General features: G+C 63.7%; 18 protein-coding genes. 14 read left to right on the forward strand and 4 right to left on the reverse strand.

Annotation, left to right across the window (positions count from 1 at the left end; translation table 11 throughout):
• Window positions 1-154: 154 nt before the first annotated feature.
• The 4 genes from exaC to coaE all read left to right on the forward strand — a co-directional run bounded on the left by exaC (window position 155) and on the right by coaE (window position 4,735).
• Window positions 155-1,681 (forward strand): acetaldehyde dehydrogenase ExaC, encoded by a 1,527-nt coding sequence (exaC, locus tag GMOLON4_RS03685; RefSeq protein WP_026936653.1) that lies wholly within the window; start codon window positions 155-157, stop codon window positions 1,679-1,681.
• 89 nt (window positions 1,682-1,770) lie between these two features.
• Window positions 1,771-2,211 (forward strand): DUF779 domain-containing protein, encoded by a 441-nt coding sequence (locus GMOLON4_RS03690; protein ID WP_051266661.1) that lies wholly within the window; start codon window positions 1,771-1,773, stop codon window positions 2,209-2,211.
• Window positions 2,212-2,406: 195 nt separating this feature from the next.
• Window positions 2,407-3,873, forward strand: a complete 1,467-nt coding sequence (gene rpsA / locus GMOLON4_RS03695; protein WP_026936655.1) for a 30S ribosomal protein S1 — start codon at window positions 2,407-2,409, stop codon at window positions 3,871-3,873.
• A gap of 184 nt (window positions 3,874-4,057) precedes the next feature.
• Window positions 4,058-4,735 (forward strand): dephospho-CoA kinase, encoded by a 678-nt coding sequence (gene coaE, locus GMOLON4_RS03700; protein WP_084147449.1) that lies wholly within the window; start codon window positions 4,058-4,060, stop codon window positions 4,733-4,735.
• Window positions 4,736-4,781: 46 nt separating this feature from the next.
• Here coaE and GMOLON4_RS03705 read toward each other — a convergent pair whose 3' ends face one another.
• On the reverse strand, window positions 4,782-5,462 hold the full coding sequence (locus GMOLON4_RS03705) for a YigZ family protein (RefSeq protein WP_026936656.1): 681 nt from the start codon (window positions 5,460-5,462) through the stop codon (window positions 4,782-4,784).
• A 132-nt stretch (window positions 5,463-5,594) separates the two neighbouring features.
• Between GMOLON4_RS03705 and uvrB the strand changes: the two genes are divergently transcribed.
• The 10 genes from uvrB to secG all read left to right on the forward strand — a co-directional run bounded on the left by uvrB (window position 5,595) and on the right by secG (window position 19,109).
• The gene (gene uvrB / locus GMOLON4_RS03710; RefSeq protein WP_026936657.1) at window positions 5,595-7,667 is read left to right on the forward strand and encodes an excinuclease ABC subunit UvrB; all 2,073 of its coding nucleotides are present in this window, start codon (window positions 5,595-5,597) and stop codon (window positions 7,665-7,667) included.
• 33 nt (window positions 7,668-7,700) lie between these two features.
• On the forward strand, window positions 7,701-8,642 hold the full coding sequence (locus tag GMOLON4_RS03715; RefSeq protein WP_026936658.1) for a hypothetical protein: 942 nt from the start codon (window positions 7,701-7,703) through the stop codon (window positions 8,640-8,642).
• Window positions 8,643-8,741: 99 nt separating this feature from the next.
• A complete protein-coding gene (gene uvrA / locus GMOLON4_RS03720) occupies window positions 8,742-11,636 on the forward strand; it encodes an excinuclease ABC subunit UvrA (protein WP_051266684.1) in 2,895 nt (964 codons plus the stop codon).
• Complete coding sequence (uvrC, locus tag GMOLON4_RS03725) at window positions 11,633-13,573, forward strand: excinuclease ABC subunit UvrC (RefSeq protein ID WP_026936660.1); 1,941 nt, start codon at window positions 11,633-11,635, stop codon at window positions 13,571-13,573. Before uvrA ends, uvrC begins: the two co-directional genes overlap by 4 nt.
• 64 nt (window positions 13,574-13,637) lie before the next feature.
• On the forward strand, window positions 13,638-14,540 hold the full coding sequence (rapZ, locus tag GMOLON4_RS03730) for an RNase adapter RapZ (RefSeq protein WP_035732536.1): 903 nt from the start codon (window positions 13,638-13,640) through the stop codon (window positions 14,538-14,540).
• A gap of 78 nt (window positions 14,541-14,618) precedes the next feature.
• A complete protein-coding gene (gene whiA / locus GMOLON4_RS03735) occupies window positions 14,619-15,596 on the forward strand; it encodes a DNA-binding protein WhiA (RefSeq protein WP_026936662.1) in 978 nt (325 codons plus the stop codon).
• A 127-nt stretch (window positions 15,597-15,723) separates the two neighbouring features.
• Window positions 15,724-16,728, forward strand: a complete 1,005-nt coding sequence (gap, locus tag GMOLON4_RS03740) for a type I glyceraldehyde-3-phosphate dehydrogenase (RefSeq protein WP_026936663.1) — start codon at window positions 15,724-15,726, stop codon at window positions 16,726-16,728.
• A gap of 53 nt (window positions 16,729-16,781) precedes the next feature.
• On the forward strand, window positions 16,782-17,993 hold the full coding sequence (locus GMOLON4_RS03745) for a phosphoglycerate kinase (protein ID WP_026936664.1): 1,212 nt from the start codon (window positions 16,782-16,784) through the stop codon (window positions 17,991-17,993).
• Window positions 17,987-18,778 (forward strand): triose-phosphate isomerase, encoded by a 792-nt coding sequence (gene tpiA / locus GMOLON4_RS03750; protein WP_035732538.1) that lies wholly within the window; start codon window positions 17,987-17,989, stop codon window positions 18,776-18,778. The genes GMOLON4_RS03745 and tpiA overlap by 7 nt, the downstream gene beginning before the upstream one ends.
• A gap of 73 nt (window positions 18,779-18,851) precedes the next feature.
• Window positions 18,852-19,109 (forward strand): preprotein translocase subunit SecG, encoded by a 258-nt coding sequence (gene secG, locus GMOLON4_RS03755; protein ID WP_026936666.1) that lies wholly within the window; start codon window positions 18,852-18,854, stop codon window positions 19,107-19,109.
• A 97-nt stretch (window positions 19,110-19,206) separates the two neighbouring features.
• On the opposite strand, the gene pgl is transcribed toward secG, so the two are convergent.
• The 3 genes from pgl to zwf are packed head-to-tail and all read right to left on the reverse strand — an operon-like array spanning window position 19,207 to window position 22,444.
• The gene (gene pgl / locus GMOLON4_RS03760) at window positions 19,207-19,959 is read right to left on the reverse strand and encodes a 6-phosphogluconolactonase (RefSeq protein WP_051266663.1); all 753 of its coding nucleotides are present in this window, start codon (window positions 19,957-19,959) and stop codon (window positions 19,207-19,209) included.
• Window positions 19,960-19,973: 14 nt separating this feature from the next.
• Window positions 19,974-20,909, reverse strand: coding sequence for a glucose-6-phosphate dehydrogenase assembly protein OpcA (locus GMOLON4_RS03765; protein WP_026936667.1), 936 nt, complete (start codon window positions 20,907-20,909; stop codon window positions 19,974-19,976).
• Complete coding sequence (gene zwf / locus GMOLON4_RS03770) at window positions 20,906-22,444, reverse strand: glucose-6-phosphate dehydrogenase (RefSeq protein ID WP_026936668.1); 1,539 nt, start codon at window positions 22,442-22,444, stop codon at window positions 20,906-20,908. The genes GMOLON4_RS03765 and zwf overlap by 4 nt, the downstream gene beginning before the upstream one ends.
• Window positions 22,445-22,453 lie beyond the last annotated feature (9 nt).

Raw genomic sequence — 22,453 nt, forward strand, 5'->3', positions numbered from 1 at the left:
AGACGGCGCGCCTGGAGTTGCGGGCCACACAAGGGGAGACCTGCCACCGCGTTAGGTACGGTGGCAGGTCTTTCGCAAGTCCATGACATTGAATGGCCCGTACGCGATCGTTCGCGTAGTTGAAATCCACGACAAAGACGTCTGAGGGAGCACAATGACTGTGTATGCAAACCCCGGCACCGATGGTGCCATCATGAACTATCGCTCGCGCTACGAGCACTACATCGGTGGTGGGTGGGTCGCCCCCGTCAAGGGGGAGTATTTCGAGAACGTCACCCCGATCACCGGTCAGGTCTATTGCGAGGTTGGCCGCGGCACTGCCGAGGACATCGAGGCCGCACTCGACGCTGCCCACGCGGCGAAGGAATCTTGGGGCAAGACCTCGGTAGCCGAGCGTGCGATCATCCTGAACAAGATCGCCGACCGGATGGAGGAGAACCTCGAAAAGATCGCCGTCGCCGAGACCTGGGAAAACGGCAAGGCCGTCCGCGAGACGCTCGCCGCCGACATCCCGCTCGCGATCGATCACTTCCGCTACTTCGCTGGCGTGATCCGTGCGCAGGAAGGCACGCTGTCGCAGCTCGATGAGAATACGACGGCGTATCACTTCCATGAGCCGCTCGGCGTCGTGGGCCAGATCATCCCGTGGAACTTCCCGATCCTCATGGCCACGTGGAAGCTCGCGCCGGCCCTCGCCGCCGGTAACTGTGTGGTGCTGAAGCCCGCGGAGCAGACGCCCGCATCCATCCTGTATCTCTTCGAACTCATCGGCGACTTGCTTCCGGCTGGTGTCGTCAACATCGTCAACGGCTTCGGTGTGGAGTGTGGCAAGCCGCTCGCGTCGAACCCGCGCATCGCTAAGATCGCGTTCACCGGCGAGACGACGACGGGCCGCCTCATCATGCAGTACGCCTCGCAGAACATCATTCCCGTCACGCTCGAGCTCGGCGGCAAGTCACCGAATATCTTCTTCGAAGACGTGATGATGCACGACGACGCGTACTGGAACAAGGCCCAGGAGGGCTTCGCGATGTTCGCCCTCAACCAGGGAGAGGTGTGCACGTGCCCGTCACGGTCACTCGTGCAGGCATCGATCTACGACGACTTCATGGATGCGGTCACCGAGCGCACGAAGCGCGTCAAGCAGGGCAACCCGCTCGACACCGAGACGATGATTGGCGCCCAAGCCTCCAACGATCAGCTCGAGAAGATTCTGAGCTATATCGACATCGGCAAGCAGGAGGGCGCGAACGTTCGCCTCGGCGGCTCACGCGCGGAGCTCGGCGGCGAACTCGAAGGCGGCTACTACGTGAACCCGACCATCTTCGAGGGCCAGAACAAAATGCGGATCTTCCAGGAGGAGATCTTCGGACCGGTCGTGTCGGTTGCGAGGTTCACCGATTTCGACGATGCAATCAGCCAGGCCAATGACACGCTCTACGGGCTCGGCGCCGGCGTGTGGTCCCGACTGCAGAACACCGCGTATCGCGCGGGCCGCGCAATCCAGGCGGGCCGCGTATGGGTGAATCAGTACCACACGTATCCCGCGCACTCCGCATTCGGTGGCTACAAGTCCTCGGGTATCGGTCGTGAGAACCACCTCATGATGCTCGAGCACTACCAGAACACGAAGAACCTTCTCGTCAGTTACGACGAGAACCCCGCGGGATTTTACCTGTAGAAGGCTCGCGAGCGCGGTGGATGCGTCGGGTCGCGACGCGATTGCGGGTCGCGACCCGACGCATCCACCGCCAAACCGAAGGAAAACCAATGGTTGAAATAGACAATGCGATGCCCCAGTCGGTAATCGAATCGCGGGCGGCAATCGAGGGGGAGATCAAATCGCGCGTCGCGCTGACTGCCGGCGCGGTGGAGCTCCTGCAAGAACTTGCTGAACGCAATGGCCCGCTCATGTTCCACCAGTCGGGCGGTTGCTGTGACGGCTCTTCGCCGATGTGTTACCCCGCGGGGGAGTTCCTGACGGGTGGCGCGGATGTGCTGCTCGGAACGTTCACGCTGCCGGGCCGAGGCGAGACCGCGGCGAGCGAGCTGGAGTTCTGGATGTCCAAGGAACAGTTCGAGTACTGGCGCCACACGCGACTGCTCGTCGACGTCGTTCCAGGGCGCGGTTCGGGGTTCTCGCTCGAGGGCCCAACGGGGAAGCGATTCCTGATACGTTCGACGCTCATGTCAGATGACGAGGTGCTTTAGCGAAAACGGCACGCTCGACCTAGACAATAGTCAGTGAACTGCCAGGTGAAATGGAGTTCTCATAACTTTTCGGGTAGGGTGGTGACGCACTCTTGTGCGCATTAACTATCCGTATTCCTGGCTAGTGTGCTCCGTCGTTATTCGTCTCGAGCCATTGGCTGGGCCGATTATCCATCCAGCTGGAGCACTAACTACATGACGAACATCACGACCGATTCGGCAACAAAGCAGATCGCCGTCAACGACATCGGCACTGCAGAGGACTTCCTCGCCGCGGTCGAAGAGACGATGAAGTATTTCAACGACGGTGACCTCATCACCGGTACCGTCGTTCGCATCGACCGCGACGAGGTGCTCCTCGACGTAGGTTACAAGACCGAGGGTGTTGTTCCCTCGCGCGAACTCTCTATCAAGCACGACGTCGACCCCAACGAAGTTGTTGAGATCGGCGACGAGGTTGAGGCACTTGTCATCCAGAAGGAAGACAAGGAAGGCCGCCTTCTGCTGTCGAAGAAGCGTGCGCAGTACGAGCGCGCTTGGGGCGATGTGGAGAAGGTCAAGGAAGAGGACGGCGTCGTTACCGGTACCGTCATCGAGGTTGTCAAGGGTGGTCTCATTGTTGACATCGGGCTCCGTGGCTTCCTCCCCGCATCGCTCATCGAGTTGCGTCGCGTTCGCGACCTGACCCCGTACCTGGGTCAGGAGATCGAGGCGAAGATTCTCGAGCTCGACAAGAACCGCAACAACGTCGTGCTCTCGCGCCGTGCGCTCCTCGAACAGACCCAGTCGGAGACCCGCGCAAACTTCCTCAACGACCTCCAGAAGGGTCAGGTTCGGAAGGGTGTCGTTTCGTCGATCGTCAACTTCGGTGCGTTCGTCGACCTCGGCGGCGTTGACGGCCTCGTCCACGTCTCGGAGCTCAGCTGGAAGCACATCGACCACGCCTCCGAGGTTGTCGAGGTTGGCCAGGAAGTTACCGTCGAGGTGCTCGAGGTAGACCTGGACCGCGAGCGCGTTTCGCTCTCGCTCAAGGCAACGCAGGAAGACCCGTGGCAGGTGCTCGCACGCACCCACGCGATCGGTCAGATCGTCCTGGGCAAGGTCACCAAGCTCGTTCCGTTCGGTGCGTTCGTTCGCGTCGTCGACGGCATCGAGGGCCTCGTGCACATCTCGGAGCTCTCGCACCAGCACATCGAGACCGCCGACCAGGTTGTCTCGGTGAACCAGGAGCTCTTCGTCAAGATCATCGACATCGACCTCGAGCGTCGCCGCATCTCGCTCTCGCTGAAGCAGGCGAACGAGGGCGTCGACCCCGATGGCACCGACTTCGACCCCGCCACCTACGGCATGCTCGCCGAGTACGACGAGCAGGGCAACTACAAGTACCCCGAAGGCTTCAACCCGGACACCAACGAGTGGATGGAAGGCTTCGAAGCACAGCGCGAGGCATGGGAGCAGGAGTACGCCCAGGCTCAGACCCGTTGGGAAGCACACAAGGAGCAGGTCCGCACGACCCTCGAGGCCGAGGCGAACGCCCCGGTCGAGGAGACTTCGGCAGCTTCGGGCGCATCGAGCTTCTCGAGCGAGTCGAACGACTCGAGCGGTACCCTCGCTGACGATGAGGCTCTCGCGGCACTGCGCGAGAAGCTCTCGGGCAACTAAGCGAAGCGCGTAGCGCGAATTACGGCGACGGCCGCGTTGGGAGAATCCCGACGCGGCCGTCGCCGTTTCCCATGCTGCGACACGTGCGGACATCCAGCCATCTGCGCGTAGAGGTGAGTAGTCTGGCAGCAAGACACAAACCACTTTCGCGGCGTCGCGGGAGTCTCGGATTGGAGGTACCGAAGTGATCACCATTGCACTAACCGGAGGTATCGCCTCGGGTAAGACGACCATTTCGACACGACTTCGTGAGCTTGGTGCCGTCATCATCGATGCGGATGAGATTGCCCGAAAGGTGGTCGAGCCGGGAGAGCCGGCCCTCGGCAAGATTGCCAAGCGATTCGGCGAGTCGGTCATCAACGCCGACGGCACGCTCGACCGCAAGGCGCTCGCCGATATCGTCTTCAATGACGAGGAAGCGCTCAAATCCCTCAACGAGATCACGCATCCCGAGATCGGGAGGTACACGCAGCGGATGATCGCGGAGGTCAGCGCGGAGGACCCGAACACGATCATCGTGCACGACATCCCGCTGCTGGCCGAGAACCGCACCAACTACGACTACGACTTTATCTGGGTCGCTGACTCACCGGCCGACGTGCGCCGAGAGCGACTCATGGAGGACCGCGGGATGAGCGCGGAGGAAGCGCAGGCGCGGATCGACGCGCAGGTGAGCGACGAGGAGCGGCGCATGATCGCGGATGTGGTGATCGACACCACGCGCGCGATTCCGGAGACCCTCGACCAGGTCGACGAGCTCTTCGCCCGCCTCGACTTGCGGCACAGCAGTAACGAGGATGAGGTGCACTACGACACGGCGCCGATCACGGTCCCGGTCGAAGAACGCAGTATGGACAACTAGGAGCCGCGACAACTAGCGACATCGACAGCTAGTCGTTCGCGGTCGGTCAGGGCGTGAGATCCACCCACGACACGCCCGCGTCACCGAGGGTTCCGCGTCCCTGCGTGAGCGCCGCGACACGATGGGCGACGGTCTCGATCTCCTGCGCCTCGTCGGTTACCGCGAGGCGCAGGATGGCATCCGCGGCTTCGTAATCGGTGCCGATCACCTCGATGTCCGCGGCGCGAAGCTCGTTCTCCCACCGGCCCGCGTCGGCGTGCGGCGCCGGGAGGGTGAGCAGGCGCATCCGCTGCCGGGTACGAAACTCGGCGACACCCAGGGCCTGGGACACCGCATCCGAATAGGCACGCACGAGGCCACCGGCACCGAGCAGCACCCCGCCAAAATAACGCACGACGACGGCGATCGTGTCCGAGAGGTCCGCGGCCGATTCGCCGGGCCGGGTGAAGAGCGTGAGCGCCTCGAGCATCGGGAGCCCGGCCGTGCCGGAGGGCTCGCCGTCGTCGTTTGATCGCTGCACCATGCGGTCGGCACCGATCACGAATGCGGTGCAGTGATGACGCGCGAGGCGATGCTCTGCGCGGACGAGTCCGACGAAATCCCTGGCCTCGGACTCATCCTCGACACGCGAGAGATAACAGATGAATCGCGAGCGCTTGATCTCAATCTCGTGGTCGGCGTCAGCGGCCAAGACTCCGTATCGGGTTGCTCGGGTGACGTCGGACATAGGGGAGAGTGTAGGTGGATGCGCGGCGCAATTCCAACGGGCGAGCAATTCCACGCGCGTGCAATTCCAGCACGATTGCGCTGCCAGCGTCCTAGCCGCCGAAAGCCGCGCATCCCTGCCTAAGCTAGAGCAATGGAACCTACTCGAATCGTCAGGCCGTTCGAGGTCATTAGCGAATACCAGCCGGCGGGTGACCAGCCGCAGGCCATTGCGGAACTCGCGAAGCGCATCAACGCGGGTGAGACCGATGTGGTGCTGCTGGGCGCAACCGGTACGGGCAAATCGGCGACGACGGCGTGGCTGATCGAACAGGTGCAGCGGCCGACGCTCATCATGGCGCACAACAAGACGCTCGCGGCGCAGCTCGCGAACGAGTTCCGGCAGCTCATGCCCAACAACGCCGTCGAATACTTCGTGTCGTACTACGACTACTACCAGCCCGAGGCATACGTGCCGCAGACCGATACCTTCATCGAGAAGGACTCGTCTATCAACGACGAGGTCGAGCGCCTGCGGTATTCCACGACGAACTCACTGCTTTCGCGCCGCGACGTCGTCGTGGTCTCGACGGTGTCCTGCATCTATGGCCTCGGCAAGCCCGAGGAATACTACGACTCGATGCTTGCGCTCCACGTGGGCGACATCATCTCGCGGCAGGACCTCATCCGGAAGTTCGTCGCCATGCAGTATTCGCGTAACGACGTCGCATTCGAGCGTGGCACCTTCCGGGTCAAGGGCGACACGATCGAGATCATTCCGGTCTATGAGGAGCTCGCGGTGCGCATCGAGCTGTTCGGCGATGAGGTCGACGCGATCTCGATGCTGAACCCGCTCACCGGCGAGGTCGTCCGCGAGGCCGACTCGGTCTCTATCTTCCCGTCCTCGCACTATGTGACGAGCCAGGACGTCATGCAGCGCGCCATGGATGACATCCGCGATGAGCTCCGCTGGCGACTCGAGCAGCTGCGCAGCGAAAACAAGCTGCTCGAGGCGCAGCGACTGGAAATGCGCACGACCTTCGACCTCGAGATGATGGAGCAGCTCGGATTCTGCTCGGGCATCGAGAACTATTCGCGCCACCTCGACGGGCGCAAGTCGGGGGAGCCGCCGCACTGTCTGCTCGACTATTTCCCGGACGATTTTCTGCTCGTGATCGACGAATCGCACGTGACCGTGCCGCAGATCGGCGCGATGTACGAGGGTGACGCGTCGCGCAAGCGCACGCTCGTCGACTTCGGATTCCGGCTGCCCTCCGCGCTCGACAACCGACCCCTCACGTGGGACGAGTTCAAGGAGCGCATCGGGCAGGCCGTGTACCTGTCGGCGACACCCGGCAAGTACGAGCTCTCGCAGGCCGACGGCGTGGTGGAGCAGATCATCCGCCCGACCGGTCTCGTCGACCCGAAGATTGTCGTGAAGCCCTCGAAGGGGCAGATCGACGACCTCCTCGAGGAGGTGCAGGCACGGGTAGAAAAGAATGAGCGCGTGCTTGTCACGACGCTCACGAAGCGCATGGCCGAGGACCTCACCGACTTCCTCGGCGAGCACGGGGTCCGCGTGCGGTACCTGCACTCCGACGTCGATACGCTCAAGCGCGTCGAGCTCCTCAGCGAGCTGCGCGCGGGCGTGTTCGACGTGCTCGTCGGCATTAACCTCCTCCGGGAGGGCCTCGACCTGCCGGAGGTCTCGCTCGTGGCGATTTTGGATGCGGACAAGGAAGGGTTCCTGCGATCGGCGACCTCGCTCATCCAGACCATCGGCCGTGCCGCCCGTAACGTGTCTGGCGAGGTCCACATGTACGCCGACAAGATGACCGCGGCGATGACGCAGGCGATCGATGAGACAGAGCGCCGACGCGAGAAGCAGATTGCGTATAACGAGGAGCACGGCATCGACCCGCAGCCGCTGCGCAAGAAGATCAACGACATCACCGAGGTCCTCATGCGCGAGGGGCGCGACACTGACCAGCTGCTGGCCGGCAGCGATCGGAACAAGAAACGGCAGCCGACGCCAAAGCTCACGCGCGAGGGCATCGGGGCCGAGGGTGCGGCGACGCTCGAAGAAATGATCGCGGACCTCAACGAGCAGATGCTGGCCGCGGCCGCCGAGCTGAAGTTCGAGCTGGCGGCGCGGCTGCGAGACGAGCTCGCCGACCTCAAGAAGGATCTCCGCGCGATTCAGACTGCGGGACATGTGACAAAGTAATCCCGTGGCTCTGGCAGTTGGGAAGGCAACCCGATGACGATAAGCGGATTCAACGGCGTGCAGCTCGGCGCGCTCAACGAACGAGGCGGGTCGATTAGGGGCGCGTTACGTGAGCGTCCCGGTCAAGTGATCTTTACCACGCTCGTCTGCGTGGTACTCGGGGTCATGGGGATCGGCATGCTCGTGGCCGCCGGGAGATACCTTGTCACGTTGCCTGAGATCCTCGGCGGACTCCCCGCTGAGGATCAGATGCAGTCAGCGCCCGTGACCATCCTGCGGATATTCACGGCAGGTCTCGTCTCCTTCGGCCTCATTTTCCTCGGCACCGCGATCTTTATGCTGCGCCGATTCGTCAAGCGATGGTTTGCGTCGCAGCGGATGGCGAAGTTTGCCCAGGAGAACGGGTTTGCTTACCAGGGGGACCTTCCGGGGCCGCGATTCCAGGCCGTGGTCATGAAAATCAACGCGGACGACATCGACCACCACCGGGTCGTGACCGGGCAAGTCGATGGTCGACGCATCGAGTTCGGGGATTTCGAGGCGACTCGCGATTCCTCGGATGCGGGCGACAGCAATACTCGCACCACCGAGGTGCTCGCGCGATACGCGTATATCGCGATTGATTTGGGGGTGCGCGCGCCCCACTTCGTGCTTGATTCGGTCAGCAACAAGCGACTGTTCCGCGGCTACGGCAGTCTCAAGCGCTGGGACCTCGAGGGTGACTTCCCAGAACACTTCACGACCTGGGTCGAGGAAGGTAACGAGCCGGCGATGCTCGAGCTGATGACTCCCGATTTCATGCACGAATTCTCGGAGTACGGCCAGGAGTTTGACTATGAGATTCAGGGAACGCTGCTGCTGATTATCGCGAATCGGCGCAGTATCGGGAACGCGCACGTCGCCGAGGGGATGCTGCGGGTTGCGGATCGAATCGTCCCGGGCATCCGGCAGAAAGCGATGCGCGGGAACTGGTAGTCGCGACCGCGTGAAGCGCTCAGACGGCGGTATTTGTGGCGCTGTTCGCTCGTTGAGAGATTCGAAGAAAATGTCGGAGGTGCGGAGTACCCTGGCGTGGTGAGTCCCCAATCTACGAGCCAGTCCATCGGCCAGTCAACGCTTCGTGTTCAGCATGCGCGCGTGCACAATCTGAAGAATGTTGACCTCGAAATTCCGCGCGACAAGATGGTCGTGTTCACGGGGCTTTCAGGCTCGGGAAAATCTTCGCTCGCGTTCGACACCATCTTCGCCGAGGGCCAGCGACGCTACGTCGAGTCGCTTTCCGCGTACGCTCGTCAGTTCCTCGGCCAGGTGGATCGACCCGACGTCGACTTTATCGAGGGCCTGAGCCCGGCCGTTTCGATCGACCAAAAGTCGACGAACCGCAACCCGCGTTCGACGGTCGGCACGATCACCGAGATCTACGACTACATGCGCCTGCTTTGGGCGCGCATCGGCATTGCCCACTGCCCGACGTGCGGTGAGCGAATCACCTCGTCGACGGTGCAGCAGATTGCGGATGAGCTCATGGAGCTCCCGGAGGGCACGCGCTACCAGCTGCTCGCGCCGGTCGTGCAGCAGAAGAAGGGTGAGTTCGTCGACCTCTTCTCGTCGCTCTCGCAGCAGGGCTTTGCGCGCGCGCTCGTTGACGGCGAGCGGGTTCAGCTCAGCAACCCGCCGAAGCTCAAGAAGTCGTATAAGCACGACATCGCGGTGATCGTCGACCGCCTCGTCGCGAGCGAGGACCTCCTCGACCGGCTGACCGACTCGGTCGAGACCGCGCTCGGCCTCGCGAACGGGCGGATGCTCGTGCAGTTCGTCGACCGCGAGGGCGAGGATGAATACCAAAGCTTCTCGGAGCAGCTTTCGTGCCCGAATGGGCACCAGCTCGAGCTCAGCGAGATCGAGCCGCGGACGTTCTCCTTCAACGCGCCCTTCGGGGCGTGCCCGACTTGCGACGGCCTCGGCATCCGCATGGCGGTTGACGAGGACCTCATGATCGGTGACCCGGATGCGTCGATCAACGAGGGCGCGATTCTCCCGTGGTCGACCCAGGGCAAGTCGTTGTACCAGTACTACGAGCGGCTGCTCGTGGCGCTTTCCGAGGAACTCGGTTTCGACCTCAACACCCCATGGCGGAAGCTGCCGAAGTCCGTGCAGCAGGCGCTGCTGCACGGCAAGGACTACAAGGTCAACGTCCGCTACCGAAACCGGTTCGGCCGGCAGGTCACCTATGCCTCAGGGTTCGAAGGGGTCGTGCCGTACATCGAGCGTCAGTACGCCGAGGCGGAAAGCGATGCGAAGCGTGAACGCTGGGTCCAGTACCTCCGCGACGTGCCCTGCAAGAGCTGCAACGGCGCGCGACTGCGCCCCGAGGTGCTCGCGGTCACCGTGAACGGGCAGTCCATCGCCGACGTCACGTTCATGTCGCTCGAAGACAGCAAGTCGTTCTTCGAGGAGATCGACCTGACGCCGCGCGAGGCCAAGGTGGGCGCGCAGGTGCTCCGCGAGCTCCGCGCGCGGCTCACCTTCCTCACCCAGGTGGGGCTTAACTACCTCACTTTGGCTCGAGCGGCGGGGAGCCTCTCCGGCGGCGAAGCCCAGCGCATCCGCCTGGCCACGCAGATTGGTGCGGGTCTTACCGGCGTGCTCTATGTCCTCGACGAGCCCTCGATCGGACTCCACCAGCGCGACAACCGCCGACTGATCGCGACACTCGAAAACCTTCGCGATCTCGGCAACACGCTCATCGTCGTCGAGCACGACGAGGACACGATCCGCACCGCCGACTGGCTCGTCGACATCGGGCCGGGCGCGGGCGAACACGGCGGCGAAGTCGTGCACTCGGGCAGCTACGCGGAACTCCTCTCCAACGAGCGCTCGATCACGGGCGACTATCTCGCGGGACGTCGCAGCATCCCGGTGCCGAGCAAGCGCCGAAAGTTCGACAAGAACCGCAAGATCACCGTGGTCGGCGCGCGCGAGAACAACCTGAAGAACGTTACCGTAGATTTCCCGCTCGGCATCATGACCGCCGTCACAGGCATCTCGGGCTCCGGCAAGTCTTCGCTCGTCAACGACGTGCTCGAGCGCACCCTCGCGAACAAGCTCAACGGCGCGCGGGGCGTCGCGGGCAAGCACACGCGCATCACCGGCATCGAGCAGCTCGACAAAGTCGTGCACGTCGACCAGGCGCCGATCGGGCGCACCCCGCGCTCGAACCCGGCCACCTACACGGGCGTGTTCGACCGCATCCGGAATTTGTTCGCCGAGACCCCCGAGGCGAAGGTGCGCGGCTACCAGGCCGGACGCTTCTCGTTCAACGTCAAGGGCGGCCGCTGCGAGGAGTGTCGCGGTGACGGCACGATCAAGATCGAAATGAACTTCCTGCCCGACGTCTACGTCAAGTGCGAGACCTGCGACGGTAAGCGGTATAACCGCGAGACCCTGCAGGTGCACTACAAGGGCAAGACCATCGCGGATGTGCTCGAGATGCCGATCTCGGAGGCGTCGGAGTTCTTCAAGCCGATCTCGGCGATTTACCGCTACCTCGCGACGCTCGTCGACGTCGGGCTCGGCTATGTCCGACTCGGACAGTCGGCGACCACGCTATCGGGTGGCGAGGCACAGCGTGTAAAGCTCGCGACCGAGCTCCAGCGCCGCACCAACGGCCGCACGATCTACGTACTCGATGAACCGACCACCGGGCTGCACTTCGAGGACGTCCGCAAACTCCTGCTCGTGCTCGATGGTCTCGTCGAGAAGGGCAACACCGTCATCGTGATCGAGCACAATCTCGACGTGATTAAGAGCGCCGACTGGGTGATCGACATGGGCCCCGAGGGCGGGTCGGGTGGCGGCACCGTCGTCGCCACCGGCACGCCCGAGCAGGTCGCCAAGGTGCCCGAAAGCGCAACGGGGGAGTTCCTCGCCGAGATCCTGGGCAGCCGGGAGCTTGCGGGAGCGAAGTGAGTACCTACCTGGAATGGCGACCGAAGACGGGCGACATTCCGACCGGCCCGGGCGTTTACCGGTGGCTCGGGGCGAACGGGAGACTGCTCTACGTCGGCAAAGCAAAGAATCTTCGGGCTCGCCTGTCGAACTACTTCGCGCCGCTCGAAACACTGCCCGAGCGCACTCGGCGGATGGTGACGAGCGCAGTCGACGTGACGTGGACTGTCGTGAACACCGAGCGCGAGGCGCTTCAGCTCGAGTACACCTGGATTCAGGAGTATTCGCCGCCCTATAACGTGCGGCTCAAGGACGACAAGTCCTACCCGTACATGGCGGTAACACTCGCGGACGAGGCGCCGCGCGTGCTCATGACGCGCAATCACCGCATCCGCGGCGCCCTCTACTTCGGCCCGTTCCCCAAGGTCTATGCGGTGACCGAGGCGATGAACCTGATGCTGCAGGTGTTCCCGATTCGCACGTGCAATGACACGAACTATCGCCGTGCGATGGATACGGGGAAGCCGTGCTTCGCCGGGCAGATTGGCAAGTGCGGCGGGCCGTGCTCGCAGAAGGTGACGATTGCTGAGCACCGCGCCGTCGTCGACGACTTCGTGCACTTCATGGAGACCTACGACCGATCCGTGGCGGAGGAGCTCACCGTTCAGATGAACGAGGCCGCGGCCGACTTCCGATACGAGGATGCTGCTAAGTTGCGAGACCGCGTCCGGGCCTTGGAGACGCTGCTTGAGAAGTCCGTCGTCGTCTTGCCCGATTCCGCCGACGCGGATGTCTACGGGATCGTCGAGGATGAGCTATCCGCTGCTGTGCAGCTCTTCGCCGTTCGTGGCGGCCGCGTTCGCGGCGTTCGTGGCTGGGTGCTCGACAAGGAACTCGACGTCGATCGCGGCACGCTCGTCCAGCAGGTGCTGCAGGATGTGTACGGCGAGCAGAGTCAGCGGCCCGCGCGCGAGGTGATCGTGCCAACGCTGCCGGACGATGCCGAGGCGCTCGCCGAAGTGCTCACCGAGATCCGGGGCAGCAAAGTGCAGCTGCGCACCGCGCAGCGGGGCGCCAAGGCCGATCTGCTGCGCACCGCCGGCATCAACGCGATGGAGGCGCTCAAGCAGTACAAGCTCAAGCGCACGGCCGACTACGTCGCACGCACCGACGCGCTCAACGATTTGCAGGAGGCGCTCGGGATGCCCGAGGCACCGCTGCGGATCGAGGCGTACGACGTATCGCACCTGCAGGGCACCGGCATCGTCGCTTCGATGGTCGTGTTCGAGGACGGCCTGCCGAAAAAGCGCGACTACCGACGGTTCAATATCGCGGACTCGACCGACGACACGGACTCGATCTACCAGACACTGATGCGCCGACTCGCGCGCCTTGACGAGGACGAGCAGGCGGAACAGCCGGCCCAGGATGCGCTGGCCCACGCGAGCGCCGAAGGCGACGAGGGTACAACGGTCGTGCAGGAAAAGCGTCGATTCGCGTATCGTCCGCAGCTGCTGCTGATTGACGGCGGCCAGCCCCAGGTGGCCGCGGCGGCCAGGGCGCTGCGAGACAGCGGTCATGAGGGCGAGATCACGATCGCGGGCATCGCGAAGCGACTCGAGGAGCTTTGGCTCCCGGACGACCCGTTCCCGGTCATCCTGCCGCGTTCCTCCGAAGCGTTGTTTCTCGTGCAGCGGCTTCGCGACGAAGCCCACCGTTTCGCGATCGTGGCCCAGCGCAAATCCCGGAAGACCGATATTCATACCCAGCTCGCGGAAATTCCCGGCATCGGACCGGCAAGAACGAAGTCACTCATCCGCCATTTCGGCTCGGTGAAGCGACTGCGCGGCGCGAGCGCCGAGGAACTCACCGCGGTACCCGGAATCGGCCTCGAGACGGCGAAGCTCATCGAGCGGACGATTGGAAACGCGCAGCGTTCGGATGGTTCGCTTGAGTAGGCTTGCCAGGTGGAGCACGAGGTAGCTCGATCACGGCTTTCATCGACCAGAAACGGGGGCGACGATGTACACACCAGACGCGGTTAGTGCTGAACCGGACGGGGGCGAGCGACAGCAGCTCGTTATTGTCACTGGGATGTCTGGCGCCGGACGGTCGACAGCCTGTAAGGCATTCGAGGACCTTGACTGGTTCGTCGTCGACAACCTGCCGCCGCAGATGATTCGGCCGCTTATCGAGGTTGCCAGCAAGGCCCGGGACTCGCTGCCGAAGCTCGCCGTGGCCATCGACATTCGCGGCGGCCGCCTGCTCGAGCACTTTAACGAACTCATCGAGACGCTGCGCCAGACCTATGACGTCCAGGTGCTCTTCCTCGACGCGAGCGACGAGTCCCTCGTGCGTCGCTACGAGCAATCGCGCCGCCCGCACCCGCTGCAACAGGACGGCACGATCGTGGATGCGATCGCGACCGAGCGCAACCGCGTGCGGGAGCTGCGCAGCCTCGCGGACGTGGTCTTCGACACATCCGAGCTCAACGTCCACCAGCTGAATCAGCGCGTTACCGAGCGTTTCGGTGAGCCCGACCACCAGCGTGTGCAGATCACCGTGATGAGCTTCGGCTTCAAGTACGGCACCCCGACCGACGCGGACATGGTGCTCGACATGCGCTTCCTGCCGAACCCGTTCTGGCAGCCCGAGCTTCGTCCGTTCAACGGCCGCGATAAGCGGGTCAGCGATTACGTGCTCGAGCAGCCCGGCGTGGATGACTTTATCGAGCACTTCGACGGCCTGATTGCGCCCGTCATTGAGGGCTACTTGCGCGAAAACAAGCGTCACGCACTCATCGCGGTGGGCTGCACTGGCGGCAAGCACCGCTCGGTGGCGATGACCGAACGGCTCGCGGGGGAGCTGCGCGAGCGCGAGGACGTCACGGTCTCGGTGCGTCACCGCGACCTCGGTCGGGAGTAAGATTCTAGTTTCGCCCAGAGATGATGGGCCGGTGTAAGACGGGCAGCCGCGCGCGGATGCCCTCGAGATGGAGGAACAGTGTCGCTTACCGCCCAGGTAAAACAGGAAATCGCTGGCGTTAGCCCGGGGACGAATCAGGCCCGTGCTGCCCAGGTCACGAGCATCCTGCGATTCACTGGTGCGCTACAGATGATCTCGCATCGCTACATCATCGAGGCGGAACTCGAATCCGAAGAGTTGGCACTGCGACTTGGCCGTGAGATTGGCGCCCTTTATGGCGTACGGGCCCGCCTCGGCCGGTCTTCGGCAGGCAAGCAGGGGCACACGAGCTACTTCGTGCGGGTAATCGAGCAGGGCGACACCCTGGCCCGGCAGACCGGCCTGATGGATGGGCGTAATCGGATCGTGCGGGGTCTGCCCAACCGGCTCACACTCGGCACCGCGGATATCCTCGCCGCGATTTGGCGGGGTGCCTTCATCGCAGCTGGCACGCTATCGGATCCCGGCCGCTCCGCATCCCTCGAGATCACCTGCCCGAATCGCGAGACCGCAATGGCACTCGTCGGCTCGGCCGGCCGTCTCGGAATCACGGCGAAGGCGCGCGAGGTGCGCGGGGTGAACCGCGTCGTGCTCCGCGAGGTGGAGGCGATTAACGCGATGCTGGGCACGATCGGCGCCAAGCAGGTGCTGACCGAGTGGGAGAAGCTTCGCCAGCGCCGGGAAACCCGCGCGACGGCAAACCGGCTCGTGAACTTTGATGACGCGAACCTGCGCCGCTCCGCGCGGGCCGCAGTGACTGCGTGCGCGCGCGTTGAGCGGGCGTTTGAAATTCTTGGCGATGACGTTCCCGAACACCTGCGGTACGCGGGGGAGCTGCGTCTGCAGTATCGCGAAGCTTCATTGGACGAGCTCGGCCAGCGCGCTGACCCGCCGATGACGAAGGATGCGGTGGCTGGCCGAGTGCGACGACTCCTGTCGCTGGCCGACCGAAGCGCGAGCGATCGCGGCATCCCGGGCACGATGGAAAGCGTTCCTGAAGGCGAAGACCTCGATTAGGTTACTCCGGTTACGAATCTGCAGGATTCACGTAACCGAGTATGGGTAGCGTGAGTCTCGGAGATTACTCCTGTGATTGGTCCATCCCGAACCACTTCACAGCCGCACTTCACTAAAGGAGCACCCCTTGACGAAGATCGCTATTAACGGCTTTGGTCGCATCGGTCGCAGCTACGCTCGTGCGCTGCTTGACGGGAGCCACCCCCAGCTTGAATTGGTCGCCATCAACGACCTCACGGACAACCTCACGCTTGCTCACCTCCTGAAGTACGACTCGACGTCCGGCGTGCTGCCGAACCGCGTGTCGCACGATGACGAGAATATCTACGTGGATGAGCACCAGGTCCACGCGCTCGCCGAGCCGGACCCCGCGAAGCTGCCGTGGGCGGACCTCGGCGTTGAGCTCGTGCTCGAGTGCACCGGCCGCTTCAACGACCCCGAGAAGGCCAAGGCCCACATCGCCGCGGGTGCCAAGAAGGTGCTCCTGTCGGCTCCCGCAAAGGGCCCGGCCCCGACGTTCGTCTACGGCGTGAACCACACCACCTACAACCCCGAGACCGACCACGTCATCTCGAACGCGTCGTGCACCACGAACTGCCTCGCCCCGATCGCGAAGGTCTTCAACGACCGCTTCGGCATCATCTCGGGCCTCATGACGACCGTGCACGCCTACACGCAGGACCAGAACCTGCAGGACGCTCCCCACAAGGACCTCCGCCGCGCCCGCGCCGCAGCACTCAGCATCATCCCGACGACGACCGGTGCGGCCAAGGCCGTGTCGCTCGTCATGCCGGAGCTTGCCGGCAAGCTCGACGGCTTCGCGCTGCGCGTTCCGGTTGAGACCGGTTCGATCACGGACCTCACCGTTCAGACCGAGCGCGAGCTCACCGTCGAGGAAGTCAACGCGGCATTCAAGGAAGCCGCGGAGGGCGAGTTCAACGGAATCCTCAAGTACAACGAAGACCCAATCGTGTCGCGCGACATCATCGGTGAGCACCACTCGTCGATCTTCGACGCACCGCTCACCCGCGTGCTGGGGAACCAGGTCAAGATCTCGGCGTGGTACGACAACGAGTGGGGCTACACCGAGCGTCTCATGGACTTCTCGGCCTACGTCGCAGACCACCTCTAGTCCGCGTCCCTAACCCTTATCGCCACTGCAACAACACAAGGTAGGTAACACGAATGGCACTGCGTACGCTCGAAACTCTCGGCGATCTTTCCGGCAAGCGGGTGATCGTCCGCTGCGATCTCAATATGCCGCTGAACAACGGTGAAATCACGGACGACGGGCGTGCGCGTGCCTCGTTGCCGACCCTGCAGTCGCTCATCGACCAGGGTGCAAAGGTTGTGGTGATCTCGCACCTCGGTCGCCCAAAGGGCGAACCCAACCCCGAATTCTCCCTCGCGCCCGCAGCAGAACGACTCGGCCAGCTCCTTGACCAGGATGTGCCGCTCGCCACCGACACGGTAGGCGAAAGCGCCCGTCAGCTTGTCTCGGAACTGCAGGACGGCGGCGTCGTCGTGCTCGAGAACCTGCGTTTCAACAAGGGTGAGACGAGCAAGGATGAGGCCGAGCGCGAAGAATTTGCGAAGCAGCTCGCCGAGTTCGGCGACGCATACGTCTCGGATGGCTTCGGGGTCGTACACCGCAAGCAGGCTTCCGTCTTCGAGCTCGCAAAGCTCCTCCCGTCGGCTGCTGGCCTGCTCGTCGCCAACGAGGTGGAGAAGCTCGGCCGCGTCGTGACCGACCCGGAAAAGCCCTTCACGGTAGTGCTCGGCGGCTCAAAGGTGTCGGACAAGCTCGGCGTGATCCAGAACCTGCTACCGCGCGTCGACCGCCTCGTCATCGGTGGGGGAATGCTCTTCACCTTCCTCGCGGCCCAGGGTTACTCCGTGGGCAAGTCGCTCCTCGAAGAAGAGCAGCTCGAGACCGTTCGCGGCTACATCGACGAGGCCAGGGAGCGCGGCGTTGAGCTGCTGTTGCCCACCGACATCAACGTCGCCGAGAAGTTCGCGGCAGATGCGGCACACGAAATCGTCCCCGCGGATGCGATCGAGTCGTCCTCGTTCGGCGCCGAGGGGATCGGCCTCGACATTGGTCCGGACAGCGAGAAGGCCTACGCCGAGGCGATTCGTTCGTCGAAGACCGTGTTCTGGAACGGCCCGATGGGTGTGTTCGAGTTCCCCGAGTTCGCGTCGGGTACCGCAGCGATCGCGCAGGCACTCACCGCGGTGGACGGCCTCTCGGTCGTCGGCGGCGGAGACTCGGCCGCGGCTATCCGTACCCTCGGATTCGCGGACGACGAGTTCGGCCACGTCTCGACCGGTGGTGGCGCGAGCCTCGAGCTGATCGAGGGCAAGCGTCTGCCCGGCCTGGAGGTGCTCGGATGGTAGCCTCGCGCACTCCGCTCATGGCGGGCAACTGGAAGATGAATTTCAACCATCTCCAGGCGATCGCCTTCGTACAGAAACTCGCGTGGACGCTCAAGGACGTCAAACACGACTTCGACGACGTCGAGGTGGCGGTGTTCCCGCCGTTCACCGATATCCGGAGCGTCCAGACGATTACGCAGGCGGACAACCTTGACGTGGCGTACGGCGCGCAGGACCTCTCGGAGCACGATTCGGGCGCATACACGGGCGACATCTCTGGGGACTTCATCGCGACTCTCGGTGCACGCTACGTGCTGGTAGGCCACTCCGAGCGCCGCACCATTCACGGCGAGGGCGACGACGTGTGCCGGGCCAAGGTCAATGCGGCGCTGCGCCACGGCCTCGTCCCCGTGCTCTGCGTAGGGGAGAGCCTCGAGGAGCGCGAAGCAACGAGCAACCCGGCCGAGGTGTCGATCGCTCAGCTCAAGGCGGGGCTCGCCGACGTGAAACCGGGAACCGATATCGTCATTGCCTACGAGCCCGTGTGGGCGATCGGCACCGGCAAGGTTGCGACCGCCGAACAGGCGCAGGAAGTCTGCGCCGCGCTTCGTGTGGCTCTCGCCGAACAGCTCGGTGACGAGACGGCCGCGGCCACGCGCATCCTCTACGGCGGATCCGTCAAACCCGACAACGTCGCGAGCATCATGCGCGAACCCGATATCGACGGCGCGCTCGTCGGCGGCGCGAGCCTGAGCATCGAGGATTTCTCCTCGATTATTCGGTACCGCTCGCACGTCGGCGCATAGCGTAAGCTGTATCGCCTATACTCGGACGGGGTCTTCGGGCCCCGTCCGATACTTTTTCCGCTGAAAGGCCCTCGTGGAGATTTTCCTCGTCATCCTGCAGGTGGTGCTCGCAATCACCAGCGTGCTCCTCATTCTGTTCATCCTGCTGCACCGGGGCAAGGGTGGTGGCCTCAGCGACATGTTTGGTGGCGGCATCACGTCAAGCGCGTCTTCGTCCGGCGTCGCCGAGAAGAACCTCAACCGCATGACTACGTGGACCCTCGTGATCTGGGCGATCTCAATCGTCCTCATGGGCGTTATCTCCAAGTTCATGACGCCGGGTGTGATGTAGGTCGCTACGGCAAGAAAGCGTCAGGCCCCGAACCAAATGGTTCGGGGCCTGACGCTTTCCGGACAGCTATGTCGCGGCGGGTCAGCGCAGTCGCGCGCTACTCACCGAGGGCGGCAGCATCCGCGAATAGTGCCACCTCGTCGATCGCGGTGACGTGACCCACGGGAGAGTCGGAGCGGGAGGCGGTGCCACTGCGAGCGAGCTTGAGGGCATCGCGTTTGCCCTCGCCCGTCGCATAGATCCAGCAGCGCATCGATTCCGCGAGCATGGGGAAGGTCAGCGAAATACGCTCGTCCGGCGGCTTTGGGGAGTCCCGCACGGGGATGACAATCTCGTCATCGACTTCGGTGCCGGGCAGGCCGGGAAACAACGAGGCCGTGTGGCCGTCTGGCCCCATTCCGAGCAGGACGAGGTCGAGAGACGGGAAGCGATTTCGGCTCGAGATCCCGATGACGCGCGTGAGTCGGGCGGCGTAGTCGGCCGCTGCCTCATCGAGTGTCATACCGGAATCGCTCCCGGCGGGAATGTGCAGGTTCTCCGCCTGGAAGCCGGTCGCGACCCGCAGCGCGGTCACAACCTGGCCAGCATTGCGTTCCGGCGTGCCGCGGGGCACGAAGCGCTCGTCGGCGAACCAAATGTGCACCTTCGCCCAGTCGAGGCCCTGGTCGTTTGACACCTCGATGATCCGGGGGAGCGCGCGCTCCGCGAGCGATCCACCCGAGAGCGCGACGTGCGCAACCTTGGCTTCGTGGACGCGGTCGAGCAGATAGGAGGCAGTCGCGTCTGCGAGCGCCTCGTCAACGGCAGCGGTGTCATCCCCGCGTACCACCCGAGCAGTGGTGATGTCCATATCCCCTCCTTGAGCTACTGCAATTCTTCGAGATTGAGTTCGACCGTGCCACCCATGAGGGCCGCTTCGTACACGGGATCGTGTGCGAGCGACCGTAGCTCTTCGGAGAGTACGTCGTATCGGTCTCGCAGCATTAGCGGAACGATCTGATCAGGGTATCCGGTCTGACGCAACCGCGCCGTGTCTTGTGCGAGCCGCTCGAGTTCTATGGTGCCAGATTCCCGGATCAGGCGGACCGTGCGGAGGTTGCCCGGCAGATTGTCTTCTTGCGTAGTGATTGTGACGGGTACGCCGAGATAGTGTTTGAGCCATCCCGCCATGAGCAGTACGCCGCTCGACACTCGACCGCCCACGACCTCGACCGACTGCACCTGCTCGTACGGGGGCTGGTCAAGCACTGCGGCAATCTGCGCGCGCCAGCGGGTGAGCCTCGTCCAGGACAGGTTCGTGTCGCCCTCTTCGTACCCAGCACGCAGTTTCTCGATGGAAGCGACGCCGTCGGGGTCGTCGTGCGTGTCGACGATTCGCAGTTGCGCGAGCTGGCCGAGCGCGGTCTTCGAGGGTGCATCGCAGTCAGAGCCTGGCCACCACACGACGACGGGAGCGTCGGGGAGCAGCAGTGCCTGGACGAGCGTCTCGGGGTCCTCGGCCGTGGCGCCGGTGGCGTGGAGGATGATGACCTCGCTTGCCCCCGCGTCGGAGCCGATGCGAATCTCCGCATCCAACCGCGCTTCGTCGCCGTTTGGGTAAGTGTGGATCACGATCACGCGCATCGGGTGTTCGCCGGATGCGTGATTCGCCGCCTTGATCGCTTCCTCGTTCAGCCGCTCATCGGAGATCACGACGAGGGTGAGCACGCGACCGAGCGCGACGGCGCCACCTTCCTCACGAAGTACGACCATCTCACGCGCGACTTTGCTGGTCGTGGTGTCATGCAGTTTGGTGATCACGGGCGCCTCCAGGTCCTGCCATCACGGCGAAGTAGTTCTTCCGCAGACTCGGGGCCCCACGTGCCCGGCTTATACGTCTCGGGGGCGCCGTTCGCACCCCAGAATTCCTCGACCGGGTCGAGGATGCGCCACGACTGCTCGACTTCTTCGTGTCGCGGGAAGAGGGGTGGGTCGCCAAGCAACACGTCGAGGATGAGGCGCTCGTAGGCCTCGGGACTCGACTCCGTGAACGCGTGGCCGTAGCCCATGTCCATGGTCACGTCGCGCACGCGCATGCCGGCGCCGGGCACCTTAGAACCGAACCGGAGCGTGACGCCCTCGTCGGGCTGGACACGAATGACGAGCGCGTTGGGACCGAGCGACGCGCGCTCGGAAGGCGCGAAGAGATACTCTGGGGCCTTCTTGAAGGTGACCGCAATCTCTGTCACTCGGCGGCCGAGACGCTTGCCGGCACGCAGGTAGAAGGGCACGCCCATCCAGCGACGGTTATCGATCTCGAGCCGAAGCGCCGCGTAGGTCTCCGTCGTGGATTCGGGGTTCATCCCGTCTTCTTCGAGGAAGCCGCGCACGAACTCGCCGCCCTGCCAGCCCGAAACGTATTGGCCTCGAGCTGTCGTGGTGGTCAGGTCATCCCCGAGCCGCACTGCGGCAAGCACCTTCTCCTTCTCTGCCCGAAGATCGCGGGCACCGAAGGTGAGGGGCTCTTCCATCGCGGTGAGCGCGAGCAGCTGCAGCAGGTGGTTCTGGATGACGTCGCGGGCGGCGCCGACGCCGTCGTAGTATCCCGCACGGCCCGAAACACCGATGTCCTCGGCCATCGTGATCTGCACGTGGTCGACCCAGTTGGCATTCCACAGCGGTTCGAACATCGTGTTGGCAAAGCGCAGCGCCAGGATGTTCTGGACTGTTTCCTTGCCGAGGTAGTGGTCGATGCGGAAGATCGAGTCGCTCGGGAAGACAGACTCGACGATGTCGTTGAGCTCGCGGGCCGACTGCAGGTCGTGGCCAAACGGCTTCTCGATGATCACTCGACGCCAGGCATCATCGGACTCCTGCGCCAGGCCCGATCGGCGCAGCTGGGACGTCACGATCGAGAAGTCACGGGGCGGGATCGAGAGGTAGAACGCGTGGTTACCGCGCGTTCCGTGTGACTGTCGAAGCTCGTCGAGCGTGTCGCTCAGCTTGTCGAAGGCCTCATCCTCATCGAATTCACCGCTGACGAAGCGCATCCCGGCCGAGAGCTGTTTCCAGGCTTCCTCGCTCCAGGCGGTGCGGGCGTGTGCGCGCGCATTTTGCTTGAAGAACTCGCGGAACTCATCGTCGGTCCAGTCGCGGCGCCCAAATCCGACGAACCCGAAGGATGGCGACAGTAGGCCGCGGTTGCCGAGGTCGTAGATCGCTGGCAGCAGCTTCTTCCGACTGAGATCGCCCGTGACGCCGAAGAGCACGACGCTTGAGGGCCCGGCGATGCGTTCGAGGCGGCGCTCGCCCGCGGGGCGGAGAGGGTTATGGCCCGGTGAAATTGTTTGCGGCAATGGTTCACT

The sequence above is a fragment of the Gulosibacter molinativorax genome, from assembly GCF_003010915.2.
Classification (GTDB): Bacteria; Actinomycetota; Actinomycetes; order Actinomycetales; family Microbacteriaceae; genus Gulosibacter; species Gulosibacter molinativorax.